At 60.3% G+C, this 16,763-nt stretch carries 25 protein-coding genes; 4 read left to right on the top strand and 21 right to left on the bottom strand.

Features of this window, described 5'->3' with window-relative positions:
- From VI26_RS15950 to VI26_RS16045, 20 genes are all read right to left on the bottom strand, one after another.
- Positions 1 to 438, bottom strand: coding sequence for a gp436 family protein (locus VI26_RS15950; protein ID WP_048410734.1), 438 nt, complete (start codon positions 436 to 438; stop codon positions 1 to 3).
- Between the two features lies 1 nt (position 439).
- Entirely contained in the window at positions 440 to 772 is a 333-nt protein-coding gene (locus VI26_RS15955; protein ID WP_048410735.1) for a capsid cement protein, read from the bottom strand.
- Complete coding sequence (locus tag VI26_RS15960; RefSeq protein ID WP_048410736.1) at positions 769 to 1,047, bottom strand: hypothetical protein; 279 nt, start codon at positions 1,045 to 1,047, stop codon at positions 769 to 771. The genes VI26_RS15955 and VI26_RS15960 overlap by 4 nt, the downstream gene beginning before the upstream one ends.
- An 8-nt stretch (positions 1,048 to 1,055) precedes the next feature.
- Positions 1,056 to 1,991: a hypothetical protein gene (locus tag VI26_RS15965; protein ID WP_048410737.1), complete on the bottom strand. Its 936-nt coding sequence runs from the start codon at positions 1,989 to 1,991 to the stop codon at positions 1,056 to 1,058.
- Positions 1,992 to 2,032: 41 nt separating this feature from the next.
- Positions 2,033 to 3,208 (bottom strand): peptidase, encoded by a 1,176-nt coding sequence (locus tag VI26_RS15970; protein WP_048410738.1) that lies wholly within the window; start codon positions 3,206 to 3,208, stop codon positions 2,033 to 2,035.
- A 190-nt stretch (positions 3,209 to 3,398) separates the two neighbouring features.
- Positions 3,399 to 3,923, bottom strand: a complete 525-nt coding sequence (locus VI26_RS15975) for a phage virion morphogenesis protein (protein ID WP_048410739.1) — start codon at positions 3,921 to 3,923, stop codon at positions 3,399 to 3,401.
- On the bottom strand, positions 3,920 to 4,753 hold the full coding sequence (locus tag VI26_RS15980) for a phage minor head protein (RefSeq protein ID WP_048410740.1): 834 nt from the start codon (positions 4,751 to 4,753) through the stop codon (positions 3,920 to 3,922). The genes VI26_RS15975 and VI26_RS15980 overlap by 4 nt, the downstream gene beginning before the upstream one ends.
- Entirely contained in the window at positions 4,746 to 6,212 is a 1,467-nt protein-coding gene (locus VI26_RS15985) for a DUF935 domain-containing protein (protein ID WP_048410741.1), read from the bottom strand. Before VI26_RS15985 ends, VI26_RS15980 begins: the two co-directional genes overlap by 8 nt.
- Positions 6,209 to 7,810 carry a Mu-like prophage FluMu protein gp28 gene (locus VI26_RS15990; RefSeq protein ID WP_048410838.1) on the bottom strand — a complete coding sequence of 534 codons (1,602 nt, stop codon included), beginning with the start codon at positions 7,808 to 7,810 and terminating at the stop codon, positions 6,209 to 6,211. The genes VI26_RS15985 and VI26_RS15990 overlap by 4 nt, the downstream gene beginning before the upstream one ends.
- Positions 7,810 to 8,379 (bottom strand): DUF3486 family protein, encoded by a 570-nt coding sequence (locus tag VI26_RS15995; RefSeq protein ID WP_048410742.1) that lies wholly within the window; start codon positions 8,377 to 8,379, stop codon positions 7,810 to 7,812. The genes VI26_RS15990 and VI26_RS15995 overlap by 1 nt, the downstream gene beginning before the upstream one ends.
- Positions 8,379 to 8,693, bottom strand: coding sequence for a hypothetical protein (locus VI26_RS16000; RefSeq protein ID WP_048410743.1), 315 nt, complete (start codon positions 8,691 to 8,693; stop codon positions 8,379 to 8,381). The genes VI26_RS15995 and VI26_RS16000 overlap by 1 nt, the downstream gene beginning before the upstream one ends.
- A complete protein-coding gene (locus VI26_RS16005) occupies positions 8,690 to 9,064 on the bottom strand; it encodes a hypothetical protein (RefSeq protein ID WP_048410744.1) in 375 nt (124 codons plus the stop codon). The genes VI26_RS16000 and VI26_RS16005 overlap by 4 nt, the downstream gene beginning before the upstream one ends.
- Positions 9,061 to 9,273, bottom strand: a complete 213-nt coding sequence (locus VI26_RS16010) for a TraR/DksA C4-type zinc finger protein (RefSeq protein ID WP_053074461.1) — start codon at positions 9,271 to 9,273, stop codon at positions 9,061 to 9,063. The genes VI26_RS16005 and VI26_RS16010 overlap by 4 nt, the downstream gene beginning before the upstream one ends.
- A complete protein-coding gene (locus tag VI26_RS16015; protein ID WP_048410746.1) occupies positions 9,273 to 9,845 on the bottom strand; it encodes a hypothetical protein in 573 nt (190 codons plus the stop codon). Before VI26_RS16015 ends, VI26_RS16010 begins: the two co-directional genes overlap by 1 nt.
- 188 nt (positions 9,846 to 10,033) lie before the next feature.
- Positions 10,034 to 10,264: a hypothetical protein gene (locus tag VI26_RS16020; RefSeq protein ID WP_048410747.1), complete on the bottom strand. Its 231-nt coding sequence runs from the start codon at positions 10,262 to 10,264 to the stop codon at positions 10,034 to 10,036.
- On the bottom strand, positions 10,264 to 10,674 hold the full coding sequence (locus VI26_RS16025) for a M15 family metallopeptidase (protein ID WP_048410748.1): 411 nt from the start codon (positions 10,672 to 10,674) through the stop codon (positions 10,264 to 10,266). Before VI26_RS16025 ends, VI26_RS16020 begins: the two co-directional genes overlap by 1 nt.
- Positions 10,675 to 11,297: 623 nt before the next feature.
- Positions 11,298 to 12,320, bottom strand: a complete 1,023-nt coding sequence (locus tag VI26_RS24625) for a hypothetical protein (RefSeq protein WP_156183908.1) — start codon at positions 12,318 to 12,320, stop codon at positions 11,298 to 11,300.
- Positions 12,321 to 12,350: 30 nt separating this feature from the next.
- The gene (locus VI26_RS24630; RefSeq protein WP_156183909.1) at positions 12,351 to 12,863 is read right to left on the bottom strand and encodes a hypothetical protein; all 513 of its coding nucleotides are present in this window, start codon (positions 12,861 to 12,863) and stop codon (positions 12,351 to 12,353) included.
- Positions 12,864 to 12,886: 23 nt separating this feature from the next.
- A complete protein-coding gene (locus tag VI26_RS16040; RefSeq protein WP_048410751.1) occupies positions 12,887 to 13,795 on the bottom strand; it encodes a hypothetical protein in 909 nt (302 codons plus the stop codon).
- 8 nt (positions 13,796 to 13,803) lie between these two features.
- On the bottom strand, positions 13,804 to 14,244 hold the full coding sequence (locus VI26_RS16045) for a helix-turn-helix domain-containing protein (RefSeq protein ID WP_231581036.1): 441 nt from the start codon (positions 14,242 to 14,244) through the stop codon (positions 13,804 to 13,806).
- A 143-nt stretch (positions 14,245 to 14,387) separates the two neighbouring features.
- On the opposite strand from VI26_RS16045, the gene VI26_RS23955 reads away from it, so the two are divergent.
- Positions 14,388 to 14,630 (top strand): DNA-binding protein, encoded by a 243-nt coding sequence (locus VI26_RS23955; protein ID WP_081555693.1) that lies wholly within the window; start codon positions 14,388 to 14,390, stop codon positions 14,628 to 14,630.
- Here the strand turns inward: VI26_RS23955 and VI26_RS16050 are convergent.
- Entirely contained in the window at positions 14,603 to 14,875 is a 273-nt protein-coding gene (locus tag VI26_RS16050; protein WP_156183910.1) for a hypothetical protein, read from the bottom strand. The two genes, VI26_RS23955 and VI26_RS16050, sit on opposite strands and share 28 nt — an antisense overlap.
- A 111-nt stretch (positions 14,876 to 14,986) precedes the next feature.
- On the opposite strand from VI26_RS16050, the gene VI26_RS16055 reads away from it, so the two are divergent.
- From VI26_RS16055 to VI26_RS16065, 3 genes are read left to right on the top strand one after another with little or no spacing between them, the layout of a single operon-like run.
- Positions 14,987 to 15,463, top strand: a complete 477-nt coding sequence (locus VI26_RS16055) for a hypothetical protein (RefSeq protein ID WP_048410753.1) — start codon at positions 14,987 to 14,989, stop codon at positions 15,461 to 15,463.
- Positions 15,463 to 15,771: a MarR family transcriptional regulator gene (locus VI26_RS16060; protein WP_048410754.1), complete on the top strand. Its 309-nt coding sequence runs from the start codon at positions 15,463 to 15,465 to the stop codon at positions 15,769 to 15,771. Before VI26_RS16055 ends, VI26_RS16060 begins: the two co-directional genes overlap by 1 nt.
- A gap of 9 nt (positions 15,772 to 15,780) precedes the next feature.
- Positions 15,781 to 16,761, top strand: coding sequence for a hypothetical protein (locus VI26_RS16065; protein WP_048410755.1), 981 nt, complete (start codon positions 15,781 to 15,783; stop codon positions 16,759 to 16,761).
- Positions 16,762 to 16,763 lie beyond the last annotated feature (2 nt).

A 16,763-nucleotide genomic window follows, 5' to 3' on the forward strand; every position in this document is an offset into this window, starting at 1 on the left:
TCAGCGGTACCGATCCAGCAACGCGGTGTCGAAGCGGCGCGACCGCGAGCGCACCTTCATCTCGCCCGGTTCCGGCGCGGCCTCGCCACTGGGCACGCCGATGGTCAGCTTGGCGTCGCGGATCGCCTCCAGCATCTGCAGCGCGGACTTGTAGGTGCGGGTGACCGCGTCGGGCAGTTCGCGGCCCTCCGGCCGCCTGGCGTACAGCCAGTGCCGCGTCAGATTGACCGTCATGTCCTTGACGACGGACGGTACCGGGTCGAGCGGCAGGTTGTAGCGCCCGCGTAGGTGGGCATCGACCAGCTCCTCGGCCTGGCGGACGCCTTCCTCGACCACCGCCGCGTTGATGGCGCCGGCCGACTCGTCGTCGTTGGACAGCCAGATCAGCGTCTGCAGCGGAACCGCCAGCTGCAGATCGGCCAGCGAGCAGTAACGCATCTCAGATGCCCCGCACGATGCGGATCAACTCGCCCGCCGCGCTGGCCGCATCCCAGGCGATGCCGTTGGCCACGCCCGCCGCCTTGGTGATCGCCTTGCCGCTGGCGTCGGACTGCACCTCGGCGCCGGCCGCGATGGCGGCGCCGGCCTCGACCAGGATCACGCCCAGCAGATTGGCCGGCGCCGGGCTATCGGCCACCGTGTCGGTTTCCACCACGCCCAAGGCCTTGGCGCCGGCGGCGCAGACGCCGCCATCGAAGCCGACAAAGCGGCGCGCGGTCAGATCGGAGATGGCCAGCACCGAGGCGACCAGGACTACGTTTTGCGTCTTCATTGCTTGGCTCCTTCACCGTCATTGGCCGCCTGGCCCTTGTCCTTGGCCGCGCCGGTGTCGCCCTCGGCCGGCTTCTTCTCGTCCGTCTTGGCGGCTTGATCGGACTTCGACGAGTCGCTCGTCTCCGGAGCGGACTTGGCAACGGCCACCCGCTCCAGCCAGCGACGTTTCTCCGCCGCGTCTTGATCGCCCAGCTCGATGGTGTCGCCGTCGTGATAACGTTTGCCGTCGTGGTCCAGGTCGATGCCGCGCACGCGGTAGGTTTGCTTGCTCATGGCGGGCCTCACGGATTGGCGTTGGTATCGGAGATCAGGTAGCCGGCGTCGGCGCCCACCACCACGATCTTGTAGGTGTCGGTGTGACGCACGTACTCCACCTTGTTGCCCTCGGCGTCGTACTTATCGGTTTCCGGCATGCCCTTCTTGCGCAGGGTGTAGCCGAACGACGGCACATCGTGGTCATGAGACTGGCCTTCGCCCGGCTTGGCCACGTAGGCCAGCACCAGGTTGTCGCCCCAGATATCGCCCATCGCGCCTTGACCGTTCGCCGCCAGCGCCTCGCCAACGTAGATGTTGTCGAGGTTCCAGATCGCTTTCAGGTGCTCCAGGGTGATCAGCTTGCGCTCTTGGGTACCCAGGGCGGCGGCCATCTTCGGATGGAACTTCAAGGAGGCGTAGGAGGACGCGCCGATGACCGCCGTGTTCGGGCGCATGCCGATACGCTGGCGCACCACTTCCTTGCCGTCCTCCACCGCCTTGATCGGGTCGCCGCCGCCGCCGCTCCATTGACTGGAGCCGGACAGCACAACCTTGGCGCCGGATAGATAAGTGCTCGGGTTTTGCGCCAGGTAGGCGGCGCGCACCTCGCGGCCCAGGTCGATCGCATCCTTGACCCGGCGCGCGGCCTTGGCTTCTTCGTTGAACATCGACTCGGCTTTTTCGCGGTAGTCCACCGGATAGGCCAGGTCGTGTTCGCGCAACACTACGTCCATGGTGTCGGCATCGTCCGCCGTCATCACATTGGACTTGGCGCGGATCGCGCGCTCGGTCTCCCACAGGCGGAAGGCCTCCTTGCCGAACAAGGGGATGATGCCGGCCTCCTTGTCCATGTCGGCCACCGGGAACAGCCCCTCGCCGATGTATTGCGCATTGTGGTAGCCGCGCGCCAGGTTGGTCAGTACCGGGTCGACGACCCGGAGTCTTTTCAAACGGTCAGCCATGAAAGTCTCCTAAGTGATGGCGGCATCTGCCGCCCAAGGGGTTACAACAGTTGGCGCACCGCCAGCTCGTAGGGAATGTTTTTCTCGGCCGCCAGCGCGGTGGCCTGCACATGCAAGCTGAGGCGAGCGGGGTCGGTCGCTTTCTCGGCGAACTCGGCAACCTCGACGGTGCCCAACTCGCCGGCCTTGCCCTTGGTGGCGGTCTCGCCGAACTCGACCACCTTCGGCATATCGCCCAGGAAGCCCTTGATGGCGTTCACCAGAGGCTGCTTGTCGTCGCCATCGCCGAACTCCACAGACTTGCCGTCTGCTGCGGGCGTGGTAGCCAGGTCGAGCACCGCCACCACCGCCTCCTTATGCTTGGGGGCGAGCACGCCCTTGCCCACCAGACTTTCGGCAAATGCCGCGTTGTCCTGGTGGCGCTTGTCCGCCTGGCTTGCCTTGTCGCGGGCCTCGTGCTGGGCAAGCTTCTGCTTGAGCTGGGCGTTCTCGGCCTCCAGCGCGGCTTTTTGTTCAGGGGTCACTGCATCACACTCCTTTTTGGAAACAGCGGTGGAAGCGACCGCAGGCGCATGGGAAACGGGGTCTGCAAAGGCAGGAGCTGGGGAGTCTTTGTCTGGCTCCGGCTGGGCGGCGGACTCCTGAAGGGAATCCACGCTCCAGCTCGGCAGGGCGCGGTCGGCTTCCTCCTGGCCGAACTTGGTCAGAAACCAATCGCGCAGGCTGCGAAACATGCTCGCGATGTTTCGATCATCCCAATCGCCGAACTCGACAGCTTCCTGGAAGGCCACGCAGTCATCATCGGCAGCGGCAAAGGATGGATCGTCCAGCCCCTTCACGCCTGGGGGATGTGCTCCCAGGAAGCCGACGTGGCGGAGATACCAGACGCCCGGCACCGGGTTGCTGGGAGAGTTTGGCGGATAAAATTTGGACGAAATTTTGCCGTAGCGGCGCTGCCCGACTTGCTCAGCAAACGCGGCCTCGACATCGCGTGGGGCAGCGAACAGGCCGCGTTCCGTGGATGAGAGCGACCCAACCCAGCCTTGGGCCGGATCGTCGGTTTTGGGGTGGCCGATCACCAAGGGGGCTTCGTGCAGTTTCGGGTTGTAGGCCCGCGCCGTCGCCGCAACATCTGCCTCGGAGAATTCAATGACATCGCCCGCCATCGTCACATGGCGGCCGGGCTTGAAGATGTGGATGAGTTTGGTCGTGTTCATGCCGTCATGGTGAACGGCGTCAGCGGGTGGGACTTTTAATCGACTTTACAATTTGACGCTCGATTGAAATTTGAGCGGGAGAAGGTAGGCGGCTTGCTGGGTGTAAAGCCTTTATAAAGCTTTACGGTGTGGCGATCGGGTCAGTGGACTACCGTTGCGCATCCCAAGCGCCGCCAAACCGCCTGGCAGGCTAAACGCCCGCTGCGGATTTCAGGTGGCGCAGCACCGTATCGAGCACTTCCTCTCGGGCCTCCGGCTGCAGCTCGCCGTCCGCCGTCATCGGGAAGTAAGGGCGTGCCGGCAACTCGACCGAGCCACCGCGCCCGGCCTCGCCGCCGAAATGCTGGATCGCGGCATAGACCTTGTTGCTGCCAAGCACGGCTTGGGTGCTGTCGTAGTCGGGCGTCACCGAGCTCGCCAACTGGCCGGAGTGCTGCAGGATGCGGAAATTGGACAACTGGCGTTGGGCCGAGGCCTTGAACTCGCCGTTCTTTTTGAAGGCCTTCTTGCCGCCCAGACGCGCCAGCTTGGTGGACTCGGCCAGTGGCGCCCATTTGGGCCGGCCCTCGGCCTCCAGGTTGTCCTCGGTGATCTTGAGCAAGGTCTGACTGATCTTGCGCATCGCCGGCGTCAGGTCGCCGCCGGCACGCTCCAGATTGCGCAACGTCGCCTGCAGCTGGCGGTCGTCGATGGTGATGCTGACGAAGTCGCTCATAACAACTCCTGCCGGGCCAAGCCGGCCAGCTCGCCGGTATAGCGCTTGAGGTCAGGCTGCCAGTCGGCCGCGCCGGGGTTGAAGCTCCAGCCCACATCCGGCGACACCGTGATCTCGCGGCGGGTGACCGGGTCAATCGCGCGGAATGTGGCCACCGGTCGCAGCTCGCCGGTTTTCTCGGAGACCAGCTTCTTGGCGCTGCCCAGCTTGCCTGTCGAGGTATCGGCCTGGATGCCGCTCTTGGCGAGGTCGTCTCCCGCCAAGGCCACCACACGGCAGCGGCAGCCCCAACCGTTGGGCGGGTAGTAGAACTGCCAGAACGGGTCGTCGTAGCGGAACACCTTGCCATTCATCGCGCGATGGCTCGGCCGCGTCTTGCCGTCCAGGATGGCGACGTATTGCCAGTACGGCCGGTCGTCGACGTTGGCCAACTGCTCGGTGTAGCGCCCGGCCATGTAGGCGGTCTGCAGGTTGGTCCGGTAGATGGTCTGCAAGCGCCAGGGGCTGCCCAGCTGCACCTGGCTGACTTCCTCGGTGTTCGGGTCGACCTGTTCCTGCTTGCCCCACCAGCCCTTGGCCTTGAGCACCGGTGTCAGCTCCTTCTTGAACCAGGCCAGCGTCTTGCCTTCCTTGATCGCGGTCTCCACCGCGTCGCGGATGTCCTGCAGGATATCCAGCCGCGTCGCCTTGGCCACGGTGAACGCCTGGGCCTGAGCATCCTGCCACAGCTCTTCCCAATCCCAGGTGACGGCGTAGCCCTTGCTGACCAGGTATTCGATCGCCTTCTTCGGCGGCAGCTTCATGCAGTAGGCGAGATCCACATTAGGCATGGAGGCGTCCCCACAAGTTAGACACAAAGAGTGCGCGAGCCAGCCGCTCCTGCAGCCCGCTGGTGTCCATCTCCGGGTAGAGCTCGGCCAAGGTGCCCAGCAACTCGTCAGGACGCGCGCCGTTTTCCACGCGCTTGAGCAGCGGCGCCAGCAGCGCCTGGGCATCGTCATCCAGATCACCGGCGGTCAGCGCGTCGAGGGCGGCGTCCAGTTCTCCCTGGTCGGCTGCATCGACTGCTTCGGCGAATTCAGCCGCCGGGGCCTCCGAGGTAGCCGTTTCGACCAGGTCGCCATCCTGCAGGCTATACGCCCGCTTGAAATATGCCGGGGTGAAGGTCGCGCCGGCCCGCGTCAGTTTCTCGTCGCGCTCGGCCATTGCCTGGTCCACCTCCTGCTGCTCCCAAAGCGAGAACACCGGCCGCGCGCCGTCGTTGAAGTTCAGTTCGCACACCCAGCGGATCAGCGTGTTGAGCGCTTCCTCGACAATGGCCTTATCGCCGTCGCGGATGTCGCGGGTAACCTCCAGCCCGGCCTGGGCCGAGGCGCGGTTGGCGGTGGCCTCGGTAGTCTGGTTCTGCCCCAGCAGCGCGATCGATACCTCGGAGCGGCAGAAATGCAGCAGCCTCTCGTACACCTCGGCGCTGCCGGTCTTGCCGGCCGCTTCCTTGATCTCGATGCTGGAGTCGTCCGGGATCACCGCCACCGCGTCCTGCACCATGCTTTCCAGCCGGTCCAGCAGCAGGTCGGTCTCCGCATCCGACGCGCTGCGCGGGTGCTTGCCTATCACCCAGGGCGCGCCGTATTTCTCGGTGAACTGCACCCAGAATTTGAGGCCGCCCTTCTTGAAGGTGGTCGGCCAGAAGCACATGGACAAGTCGGCGAAGCCATAGGGGTTTTGATAGCTGGGGTCTTGGCGCGGCACCAGGAACTTGCGCTGCGACAGTTCTTCGCCCTGGATCATGGCTTGGCGCGAGCGGAAGCGCAGCTCGTTGTCCGGGGAGTAGATGAACCAGTCCGCCGGTTTGCCGATCACATCGACCGGCACCAGGTAGCCGCCGACCTTGCCCCACATGACTTCCATCGGCTGATAGCCGTAGAGCACCGCGTCCAGCATCTCGGTGATGATCCTGGACAGGTCGAGATCGGCGAAGATGTCCTCTATCGACTTGGCGACACGGCTCTTCGCCTTGTCACGATCCAGCCCCCATTCCAGCGCCTTCACCGCCGCCTTGCGGCGACGAATGCAGCCGCCGACATGCGGATCGGCGCGCAGCTCGCGATACACCTTGATGTCCTTGCCCAGCGCCTTCAGCACGGTGTCCGGGTTGGGCAGATACATGCCCAGCCCGGCAAAGTCGATGCTGCGGCCGCGCGTGGCGATCTGGTCGGACAGGGACTGGCTCGGCTCGCCGAACTGGACGAAGTCGGTGGGCGTAACCCATAGGCCTTTGGTTTTCATTGGTACCCCTGTGTAATGCGGGCGGCGGCTCGGCGGCGGCGCGACTTCACCGTGACCAAGCCTTTGTTGAGTTCACGGCTGGCGTAGTACGCCAGGGCCACCGCGACGGCGACGTCGCCGTGGCGCTTGCCCTTGTCCTCGCCCGTGGTGCGGGTGTCAGGGATGCGCGGCACGCCCTTGATCACCTGGACGGCGCGCAGGTCGGCCAGCACGTCGGCGTCCTTGGGCAGGTCCACCAGTTCGCCGTCCTCGAGGGCGGCCTTCACCGGCGGCATATGCTCGCGGTACCAGCCTTCGGACAGCATCACCTGCTGGATGCGGCTGGCGCCGTAACGCTGCATGGCCACCTCGGCCAGGAATTGACCGTTGCCGCGCGCATCGAAGGCGCCGCCCATGAAACGCGGCAGGCGGTCCATCAGGTAAAAGGCGATCTGCTCTTGCTGGCGGAACGGCACATTGCGCAGCTCAATGATGAACGGCACCCGCCGCACCAGGTTCCGCGTCTGGATCAGCGGCACATGCACGGACAAGTCACCGCTGCGGCCGAAGTCCTCGCCGTTGAATGAGATGGCGTCCGCCGGCAACGCGGCCAGCAACGGCGCCAGGTTCGCCTCCAGCCAGTCGCGGCACTCGGCGGCGCGGATGTGATCGGGCAACAACTCGAAGCCCGGCTTGCACTCCCAGCGCAGCACCGGCGTGTCGGCCGACATGCGGGATTCGATCAGCGCCCTGGACAGCCAGGCGCCGCCGCTGTTCTTCGGAATGCAGCCATACTCTTCATCGGCGGACTCGGTATTGGGCGCGTTGCGGTACAGGTCGTCGCGCCATTTCTTTTCCGCCTCCGGCGACCAGGTTTGGCCGGTGACGTAGCAGATGCGCTTGTACAGGCCGTCGGCGATGGCGTCGTCCAGGGTGATGCGGTGGATGCTGTAGTCCTTGCGGCCGGTGCGGGCGTCCTCGATGTACTGGTTGAACAGGTTCTCGACGCCGTTGTGAGTGCTGATCAATCGCACCTTGTTGCCCCACATTGTCAGCGCCAGCGCCGCCTTGAGCAGTTCCTCCAGGTTGTCGTGGAAGGCCGCCTCGTCGATCACCACATCGCCCTGCAGGCCGCGCAGATTGGACGGCCGGCTGGACAGCGCCTGGATTTTGAAGCCGCTCTTGGGGAAGCGGATCATGTACGCGAGGATTTCTTCCTGCTTGCCTTCATCCCAGAAGGTTTGTTCGTAGACATCGGCCTGGGCCAGCTCGTTGAAGGCCTTGGCGAACAAAGCGCAGGCGGCGATGTACTCCAGCGCCATTTCCTTCTTGCTGCCGACGTAGAAGGTATTGCAGCCCATTCGCCGACGCGGCCGGGCGGCCTTCACCACGTTGCGGCCGGCTTCCGCCCAGGTGATGCCGGTGCGGCGCGACTTCTCTCCGAACATGATCGGGGACTCGTCTTCGAACCAGCGTTGCTGGTAGGGCAGGAATACCGGCTCCTCCGCCGGGATGGCGTCAGCCACGTCCAGCGGCACCACCACGCCGGCCAGCTCCATCTCCTCGGCCAGGTTGATCTTGCGCGGCGTGCCCAGCGGCTTGAGCGGTGGCGGCGCCATCATTCTTTACCCAACAGAATGCGGCGGATGCGGGCCTCCATCTGCTCGCTGATGCCATCGGCGCCGCGCAGCTCTTCCAGCTTCTCCTCCTGCTCGGCCCGCAGCGCCTCGCGCGCGGCCCGCTCAATGCGGGCTTGTTCGTCCAAGCGGAAGCGTTTCTGGTTGACGCTGGCGCGGGCCAGGGTGGCGATGTTCTTCGCGGCCTTGGAGAGCAGCGCGATGCGCTCCTCCGGCTTGGTGTCTTCCTCGTTGGCTTCCTGCAGGCTGACGATGGACTCGAACAACTCGGTCTGCACCAGGGCGATCACCGCCTCGGAGCGCGCGTCCTGGTCGTCGGCCGCGCCTTCGGTCAGCATGCGGGCGGCCTCGGTCGAAGCCTTGATCGCGGCGAAGCGGCGCTCGATCTTTTGGCCATAGCGGTGGATGGCGCTCTTGCTGATCGCAAAACCCTTGTCGCGCAGCGCTTCCTCCAGCAGCTGGTAACCGCTGAAATTGCCCTCGACCAGGGACTTGTCCAGCCATTCGCGCACCGACTGGGGCAACTGCCCGACACTATTGCGACGCGCCATCACTTGCCCCAGTACTTGTTGGGGCGGGCAATGCCCGGCTCGCAATCGATGGTGTACTCGACGATGTCCACGCCGCAGCGGGTCAGATCGCCCCACCAGCGCCCGGAGGGCTCTTTGCGCAGGCTGACCAGCACGCGGTCCGCCAGGTAGTCCAACTCCTTGCGGGCCTCCAATGCCGTCACGTCTGGGTAGATCGACTGCATCGTCATCAGCACCACGTCTTCGCAAACTTCCTCCGGCCGCGCGTTGTACAACGCCAGCAGCAGATACCAGCGCAGCAATTCACGACGCAATTTCGCTTGATCCAGATTCATCGTTGAGCCCCTTTCAATTGGATGTTTTCGATCTTGAGCGCCACCGCGTCGAGCTTGGCCTCGATCACCGTCTGATTGCGCATGTAATCTTCTCGGCGCACATAAGACAGGGGCAAGTCGCCCTGGAACTTTAGGAAGTCCAGCTCCAGCCTATGCACGCTCTCAGCTTGTTGGGCCAGTTGCTGATTCACGCTGTCGGCTTGCTGCCCCAGCTGTTTCAGCAAGGCCCTGGTTTGTTCTTCTTGCCGGTCGTCGCGCTCGCTCTGGCGGCGATCAATCTGGGCCAGCAACACTTTGCCGGCCCCGATCAATAGCCCCAGAAAGGCGGCCAGCCAAGACACCAACACGCCGAATTCCAGTTGTAGCGTCATGCATACCCCCGCAGCCGTTGTTCGTGGTGTTCCTGGCAATGAATGCAGCGCGTGCACCCCGGCGCCGCCAGGCGCCTGGCCTGCGGGATCTCGCAGCCGCAGTCGTCGCACTCGGCCAAGGACTCAGCGCCGCCACGGTTCAGCGCCGCCGCGATGGCCGTCTCGCGCTGGAAGGCTTCCAGTTCCTGGGCACGGTCAAAGTCGTCCATCAGTGACCTCCCTGCAGTGCGGCGTGGGCATCGAACTTGGCTTCCAGTTCATTGCACCAGCGGCCGTAGTCGACAGCGTGGGCGATCAGGTCGGCCGGTGGTATCCCGGTGCTGGGGGCGGCGGCTTGACCGGCTTTTGCAGCATCTCCGGCGTCGGCTGCGGGCAAACCCGGATCACGCTCGGGGTAGCCAAGCGCGGCGCGGTAGACGCGCAGGCTGTCAGGGCCAAGACCAGTCCAAGCCTGGCCATCATTGCGAGTTGCATCTGCGATCCTTTCGCGGAGTTGGGCCTGGCTCTGCGCCAGTTGGCCCTGGGTTTGCAGCAGCTTCCAGCCCAGCTTGTTGGCCTGCTCGGCGAGTTGCCGCTGGTCGGCCAGCGCGGCGGCCAGTTCGCCCGCCTTGGCCGTGGCGATGCGGGAGCGCTCCTGCTCATGCGCGAGCTGGACGCCTTGCAGTCGGACAGCGGCGGCGGTAGCGGACACCTGCTGGCCGGAGTAGAAGCCGCCGCCCCAGACCAGGACAACAGCGGCAGCGATGGCTAGCGGCTTGATGTAGGGGCGGATGTCAAACATGGCGCGCCCTCCGCCGGTTGCGGGCTTTGATGGCGGCGCGTCGGATGGCCGCGACGCCGGTTTTACCCAGGCGCGGCAGCGGCCAGCTGAGGCATGCGGGTATGACCAGGGGAATGGCGAGGGACGGAAGTGCAGCAGGTGCGGGCGCCAGCAAGCGTCGCCCCCAGCTCACCAGCCGCTGAATGAGCTTAAGCATCGGCACCTCCCTTGGCATCGCGGCGTGTAGCGATCCAGCTGCGGGCCGCAGAGTAGCCGCCCACGACACCGAGGTAGATCAGCCAGACGTCCGGCGTCAACGAACCGGAAACACCTTGGTAGATGAACATGCCGGTTGCGGCCGCGCAGGCGACATTCGCCCACAATTTGCTGTGGCTCAATCTGTTAGTAGCCGGGTTTTTAAACAGGTCGCCAAGGCTCATTACTGATACCCCTTGGCCAAGGCAAAATGAGGGAATTCGCGGAACGGCGCGCCAGGACGGCCATACCAATTCAGACCGAGCTCCATACCGATCTTGCCCATCACCTGCCAGTGAGGATGTTTGGCATCCCACATAGGTTTACCCGACACAAGCGGGACCACGTCGAACGCGCGAGCAGCCGGTCGGCCCTGAATCGTCGCGTTATGTTCGGACTGGCCGGCGCGGGCGTTGGTCACTCGTGGGCCAGGATTGCCATTACGGCCCTGTGCATAAAGCTGGTCCTGCTCGGCGCCGGAGCGCCAGGTGCAAGTGATCAACGGCTCAACTCCAGCCGCTTCACAGCGGCGCACGAACTCGCGGCAGAGGGTCTGCAAGTCGGGATGCAGGTCTTCAATACGACGGCTGGCCATGTTTTCCTCCTGTCAAAATGAAACATGCCACCTATTTTCAGGTGGCATGTTCGGAGGAACTTTTAATCTTCTTTAATGCTGCTCAGGAGGGGAGCGCTTTGGGTCGACTTTGTGGCCTAAAGCTTTATAGCTGCTCACAGTGCTATTGAAGCTATCTTGAGCATCTGCATGGTCTTTTACTCGATCTGCTGGGACCAGAGTAAGAATGACGGTCCATAACTGCCATAAGGTTAAAAATACGAGTAGCGTGTACGAGAGCCCCCTCATCTCTACGCTATAGACATGAAGCACGGCAATGCGCTTCAAGACAGGGGCAGTGACTCCTACGATCAAAACGATCGACAGAATCGCCGTAGAATGAACCGCAGGGGACAAGAGTTGGCCGATGCCACCATTAGCTAAGCTTGGGGTTGGGTCATCACGTCTAAAAGATAACTTCAATCGCTCAGGGTATACAATGGCAAGCCATGCTCCAACTACTGCAAAGATGATCGCTGCTGTAGTTCTAAGGGCCTCGAACAAAGGCCACTGCTCCACAAATGGTATAGCCCTTCCGAACTGATACGCGAGGGCAAGCAGTATCAGAACTAAGATGCTTACCATTAGGCGCATGCACCTTACTTTCATCTCAAAATGCTCAAGATGTGCTCCCTCTTTGCATGTAAAGCAGACAAGAGCGACTCACTGTTTACAACTTCAGGGTGATCCCGTACCACGTCTAGATCAAACTCACCTCTTGCTAGACTATGGCTAAGCCAATAAGTTTTATTAGCCTCACCCTTGAACTCAAAACCATAGTCATCCCACTCTCGCTCATGATGTTCTTCCCACTCAGCAATGATCGCATCCACATCTGAGACCTGCACAGTAGTAGCGACCTCATACTGCACTTTGACGTTTTCATTTCGAGTGGAGGGGGGGCTTATGTGCATCTTATGCAGAAAAGTTTGCCACAATGCAAAATCTGGGGTTCTCTGAAGTCTCAAGACACTCTTACGTATAACTTTTCGAATGCGTTGTGCTCTTTGACGAATGTAGTCTTTGCGCCCAGGCTTTTGTTCTAGTGCTGTTTTGAACCTTGGAAACAGGTTCATAGGAGGATCATTTTCATCATCCCTGTAGCCAATAACTTCAACATCGGCACCACTTGATGTGTTATCAAATACAACATACCGAGAGAACGAACCCAAAAAAGAGTCGAAGTAGTTCTGTAGTGACTTCTGACCTGTCCATAGGTGTTGAAATCGCACACTTGCAAAGATGTTTTGCCGAGGCAAAAACCAGAAATATGTAGCAAACCCAGGGATACTGCCTGGGTCAATTTCATTTATTACTACTTCAGCACTACCAACATTAGACTCTCCTTTTATCGAGGCGACACCTGCCTCATTGGCAGGGGTTTGATTCCAAGTTGTAACGACCCAACTATCACCACTGTTTTTGATATCCAAAAGGTAGGCGGGGTGTATGTCCTGCCCATCTCTGGGTTCAAATACCTTGGTTTGAACCAGGTTCTTGTTTGAACTCCAGCGTTGCAGATCACTCAAGAGTGCATCGATAGACCCGAAGGCAGGGGTACTTTCCCCCCGACGATAAAATCCACACTCTTTAATTTTGTAAAATGAAATTTTTGCTTTTTCAGTCATTTTTAGGCGTGCTTTTCAGGGAATGGGTAGTCATTTTTTACAAGTATAGGCAACTGTGCCCACGCTTCCATCAGGACGTATACCTAATACCTTCAAACATCCTAGCCGTGGAGGTGTCTCACTAGTAGAAGCGATTTGCTCTGTTGCGGGAGCCCCTCCACCAGTCTTGGCTATTTTTAAGCACTCGCCACGCTGCGTCTGGTATTCCTTCCAGGTTCCAGCTACAGATCCAAGCACAGATTCTTTGCCAGCTTGGGCCGTGCCAAGCTTGGCCAGCCACCAGCTTTGAGCATGAACCCCTGCGGCAAAGCAACGACCAAACGGACGGTCAAAAACAGAGGTGCCGAACTTTTTCCCATCCTCTTTGAGCCTACTCATACGCTTGCTCTGCTCATGAATAGCCTTCTGATCTCCTGACTTCAAGATGGGCTCCGCAGCCTTGGTCGCCACATCAAGATCACGAATGTAGTTGCTTGCATCCAGCGGACTGGCCGCAAATGTTTGACCTGCAATGAACAGTGCAGCTAAACCCAAAAATCGCATCTCAGCTTCCTTTTTAAAGGCTACTAGAACAGCTTCTCCATACCATCGGCCGGGGAGGTTTGCTCTAAATTCATCTCGGGAATCGGTTCAGGCTCTACTCGTTGTTGGCGCTTGGGCTTGGCTTGTTTTTTTGGCAAAGCTTTACTTTTGGTCTGTGGGCTCTTGGGAGAAATAGCCTGCCACTGTGGGGCGAAACCATCTTTGCCAGATACACACCGAAGGTCGGTGGCATTCTTATTGTCGATGATGCTGCCAACCGTGAATAGGCTGCCACCATACTCACAGCGCACCAGTTGCTGCTGGGCGAACTGCAATTGCCCAGCCAAAGAGTAACGCTGATATCCAAAGAAGACCGACACAGCAATTGCAACCACAGTGATTGCGATCAGAACAGCAAGGTTCTTCCTAGTCTGTCCAAGTATGTCCGTTGCTGATGCACACTGGGTGCAGTGAGATGGCGTGCGCTGGCTTCTCAGGTAGGCAACGCTGTTCTGTGCCTCGCTTAGCGCTCTCTCTTGTTGAAGAAGCCGCTGCTCAAGCTTGTGCTTGGCTTGCTGTGCAAATTTAAGCTGGTCTGAGAAGGAGGTATGCTTTTCCGTCAGTTGATGCAGCGCACTCGTTGTTTGTTTTAGCTGGTGCGCTAACTCCGCGCGTTCTAGCAGCAGATCAACGATGGCATGCGCGGCATCTCGATGCCCCAAGCACATTGCATCAACGTTTTCGACCCCAATCGTCTTGTGCAGAAACGTCCAAGTCCGCCCGCCATGCTCACCATACTTCTCATGCAGAATCTTGACTTTATTGTTTATCTCTACTCGCTCTTTGCCTGTGAGCGGTCGTCCTTGGTCGTGGTGGATATGGTTATTGATGTTGCCATTTGCCAGCTGCCCGTTGAAGTCGCCGTATATGATTTGTTTTTTGCTCGTCTCCATACAACCTCTTAGCTCTTCTTATGTCGATGCTTTCCACCAAAATTCATTGTGCCTGTATTGATTGCATCTCCTTCCACCATCTGGCCGTTGAAGTCTCCAGCGACCTGCACCGAAGCGCTGCTTTCGGTTGATGGAGCTGACTTCGTCACAAGTTTGACGACAGCCTTAGCCAACTGAACTGCATCCACTTTCTTCTCTAACGACAGCAAATCGACGGCATCAAGTACCGCTTGATGCACCGCAGACTCCCCGAATCCACTTCCCTTACGTTGCCCGGTCAGGACGTATTGAACGTCGACTCCCACTGCAGCCAATGCAGAAAGCTGTACTGCAGTCGGAGAGGAGACACCTTTCTCCCAGTCGACAAGCGTGCGGCGCTTGGCTCCTGCTGCATCAGCAAAGACCTCTTGGGTCAGCCCCAACCGGTCCCGCTCTTCTCTAAGCCTCACATCAATCAAGAGAAAATCTCCGCACATATATATATTTGACTTGTGCAGATTTCTGCACAATAATCAGATCACACCGTCCCACCACGAACGGCAACTTAACCGGCACCAAATTAAGCGCCATCAGCCCCTCTACAGGAGCCAACATGATACTGCGTACCGCTGCTGAAGCTCGTGCCGAGCTCCAGTCCAAAGGCATCTCGATCACCCAGTGGGCGATCGCCAACAAGTTCTCGCCCAACTTGGTATTCGAGGTTTTGGGTGGCCGCAAAAAATGCGTCCGCGGGCAAGCCCATGAGATTGCCATCAAGTTGGGAATGAAGGCCGGAGAAATCTGTACCGACCCTGCCAACGCTTTGTGTCAGACCCGCCGCCGTTCCGCTGCATGACTGGGCGCCTGATTTCCATATAGGTCAAACACCATGTCCGCCCACGCATCCACTTCGCCGGACAGCGCCTCCACCGCTCCGGGTTCTAAGCCGGAGGCCTTCGGTGCCGCCACATACTGCTCAAGCCGGTCGACCAATTGCTGGGCATCCAGCACGCCGGCCTTGATCGTGGCATCCAGCAGCATCTCGATCACTAGGTTCTGCGCGGTGATCTGTGCCTGCAGTCGTTGTTCCAGTGCTGACATCATTGGCTTCCTTGTGCGAATTATCCGCTTTTCATGCTACTTGGCGCAAACGTCTTGCGACAGATGCAAAACCGCACTTTGTTTGGAAGCCGCTTTACCGGAGGTATTCCAATGACCAAGCGCAATTGGAAGCGTGTCCAGCCAAGCTCGTTGCGCAATGCGCTTGAGCTATGCAAGGACTACGCCAAAGAGCGGCATAACCTGTCGGTCGAGCGCATCGCCGACCGCATGGGGCTGAGCGACCACTGGACGGTTTACAAGTGGATTCAGACCGGGCGCATTCCCGCCAACATGATCCGCGCCTACGAAACCGTGTGCGGCATCAACTACGCCACCCGGTGGCTGGCCGCCAGCGGCGGCAGCCTACTGATCGATATTCCATCTGGCCGCATCGCCTCCGCCGAAGACATGCAGACCTTGCAGAGCGTACTGAACGACGCCGCCGGCCGACTGTTGCAGTTCTACGCCGGCAAGGCCCAAGCCACAGATACCTTGGCGGCCATCCAGCAGGCGATGGAAGGCCTGGCCTGGCATCGCGGCAATGTCGAAAAACACATGCAACCCGAACTGGAACTGGGAGGCTATTGATGAGCGCGCCAAGCCAAACCACCAAGAGCGCCGAAAAGGTGCTGGAAGTCCTGACCGTGTTGCTAGGGCACTTCACCCACGGCCTGACGCCGGGCGAGCTGGCCAAAGCCACCGACCTGTCGCCGTCGAACATCACCCGCTACGTGGCCACGCTGGAGGAAAAAGGCTTTGTCGAGCGCATCCCCGAAACCGGACGCATCCGCCCCTCGGTGAAGCTGGCTCAGCACGCGGTGAGCATTTTGCGCGGGCTGGAAGTCTCCCGGCAGCGCCTGGATGAACTGACTTCCCGCATAACGATTGAACGATAAGGACACGATATGGCACGCACCCCAAACACCACTATCCCCGAAGCCTCCCCAGCCATTGAGCTGCGGCCAGATGCCGCTGAGGCGGCCAACGTTCTGGCGGCAGTCACTGCCGAGTATGGCGAAGGACGTGACCTAATGAATCAGCTGCTGGGTCAGGCTCAGATGGCAGAGGCATTTTCCAAGTTTTCCAAGACGGTCTTGGTTTCTAAATTGGCATTCGTCAAGGAAAACAAGCTGTATCAGCAACTTAGTGGCAAACGCACCCAAGACGGTCTTGAGTATTCGGGGACCTGGGCCGAGTTTTGCAATCTACTGGGCTGGACGCCTGAGCATGCGAATGAGGCGATCGCTAATCTACGTAATTTCGGCGAAGAAGCCCTGGAAAGCATGTCCCGCATGGGCATTGGCTACCGCGAGCTGCGTCAATTCCGCAAGCTGCCAGACGACCAGAAGTCCGCCCTGATCGAAGTGGCCAAAACCGGCGACAAGGAGTCCTTTGTCGAGCTGGCCGAGGAGATCATCGCCAAGCACGCCAAGGAGAAGGAGGCATTGGCTCAGCGAGTCGAAGACGCCGAGGCGGACCTGGAGGCACGGTCGCGGGTGTTGCAGGACAAGAGCAGCAAGATCGACCAACTGACTGAGGACGTTGCCAAGTTGGAGAAACGAATCTCGGTAATGCCTCCAATTGAGATCGGTGAACAGATTAGGGCCGAGGCAACCAGCATGGCCTCGAAAGCCGAGGTCAGCATTCTTGCCGTGCGTCATGCGTTGACTGCTTTACGCGAGCACACCGAGCAATACGGCGTCTCACATGAGGATGTGATGGCGGGCCTCCTAAGTCAGATGGAGTTAGGTATTCGTAAGTTGCGCAGCGAGTTCGGCGTCAAGGAACGCCCGGACGGGCAGGAAACTCCGGATTGGCTGCGCGATCCTGAGCCAGTGCTGCCGGCCAATGATGGTCAGCTCGACCTGCTGCGGGCGGAAGGGTAAGC

This window comes from Chromobacterium sp. LK1, assembly GCF_001043555.1.
Lineage (GTDB): Bacteria > Pseudomonadota > Gammaproteobacteria > Burkholderiales > Chromobacteriaceae > Chromobacterium > Chromobacterium aquaticum.

Coding starts and splice junctions, on each gene's coding strand:
- VI26_RS15950 (WP_048410734.1), bottom strand. CDS start 438: ATGCGTTACTGCTCGCTGGCCGATCTGCAGCTGGCGGTTCCGCTGCAG.
- VI26_RS15955 (WP_048410735.1), bottom strand. CDS start 772: ATGAAGACGCAAAACGTAGTCCTGGTCGCCTCGGTGCTGGCCATCTCC.
- VI26_RS15960 (WP_048410736.1), bottom strand. CDS start 1,047: ATGAGCAAGCAAACCTACCGCGTGCGCGGCATCGACCTGGACCACGAC.
- VI26_RS15965 (WP_048410737.1), bottom strand. CDS start 1,991: ATGGCTGACCGTTTGAAAAGACTCCGGGTCGTCGACCCGGTACTGACC.
- VI26_RS15970 (WP_048410738.1), bottom strand. CDS start 3,208: ATGAACACGACCAAACTCATCCACATCTTCAAGCCCGGCCGCCATGTG.
- VI26_RS15975 (WP_048410739.1), bottom strand. CDS start 3,923: ATGAGCGACTTCGTCAGCATCACCATCGACGACCGCCAGCTGCAGGCG.
- VI26_RS15980 (WP_048410740.1), bottom strand. CDS start 4,753: ATGCCTAATGTGGATCTCGCCTACTGCATGAAGCTGCCGCCGAAGAAG.
- VI26_RS15985 (WP_048410741.1), bottom strand. CDS start 6,212: ATGAAAACCAAAGGCCTATGGGTTACGCCCACCGACTTCGTCCAGTTC.
- VI26_RS15990 (WP_048410838.1), bottom strand. CDS start 7,810: ATGGCGCCGCCACCGCTCAAGCCGCTGGGCACGCCGCGCAAGATCAAC.
- VI26_RS15995 (WP_048410742.1), bottom strand. CDS start 8,379: ATGGCGCGTCGCAATAGTGTCGGGCAGTTGCCCCAGTCGGTGCGCGAA.
- VI26_RS16000 (WP_048410743.1), bottom strand. CDS start 8,693: ATGAATCTGGATCAAGCGAAATTGCGTCGTGAATTGCTGCGCTGGTAT.
- VI26_RS16005 (WP_048410744.1), bottom strand. CDS start 9,064: ATGACGCTACAACTGGAATTCGGCGTGTTGGTGTCTTGGCTGGCCGCC.
- VI26_RS16010 (WP_053074461.1), bottom strand. CDS start 9,273: ATGGACGACTTTGACCGTGCCCAGGAACTGGAAGCCTTCCAGCGCGAG.
- VI26_RS16015 (WP_048410746.1), bottom strand. CDS start 9,845: ATGTTTGACATCCGCCCCTACATCAAGCCGCTAGCCATCGCTGCCGCT.
- VI26_RS16020 (WP_048410747.1), bottom strand. CDS start 10,264: ATGAGCCTTGGCGACCTGTTTAAAAACCCGGCTACTAACAGATTGAGC.
- VI26_RS16025 (WP_048410748.1), bottom strand. CDS start 10,674: ATGGCCAGCCGTCGTATTGAAGACCTGCATCCCGACTTGCAGACCCTC.
- VI26_RS24625 (WP_156183908.1), bottom strand. CDS start 12,320: ATGACTGAAAAAGCAAAAATTTCATTTTACAAAATTAAAGAGTGTGGA.
- VI26_RS24630 (WP_156183909.1), bottom strand. CDS start 12,863: ATGCGATTTTTGGGTTTAGCTGCACTGTTCATTGCAGGTCAAACATTT.
- VI26_RS16040 (WP_048410751.1), bottom strand. CDS start 13,795: ATGGAGACGAGCAAAAAACAAATCATATACGGCGACTTCAACGGGCAG.
- VI26_RS23955 (WP_081555693.1), top strand. CDS start 14,388: ATGATACTGCGTACCGCTGCTGAAGCTCGTGCCGAGCTCCAGTCCAAA.
- VI26_RS16050 (WP_156183910.1), bottom strand. CDS start 14,875: ATGTCAGCACTGGAACAACGACTGCAGGCACAGATCACCGCGCAGAAC.
- VI26_RS16055 (WP_048410753.1), top strand. CDS start 14,987: ATGACCAAGCGCAATTGGAAGCGTGTCCAGCCAAGCTCGTTGCGCAAT.
- VI26_RS16060 (WP_048410754.1), top strand. CDS start 15,463: ATGAGCGCGCCAAGCCAAACCACCAAGAGCGCCGAAAAGGTGCTGGAA.
- VI26_RS16065 (WP_048410755.1), top strand. CDS start 15,781: ATGGCACGCACCCCAAACACCACTATCCCCGAAGCCTCCCCAGCCATT.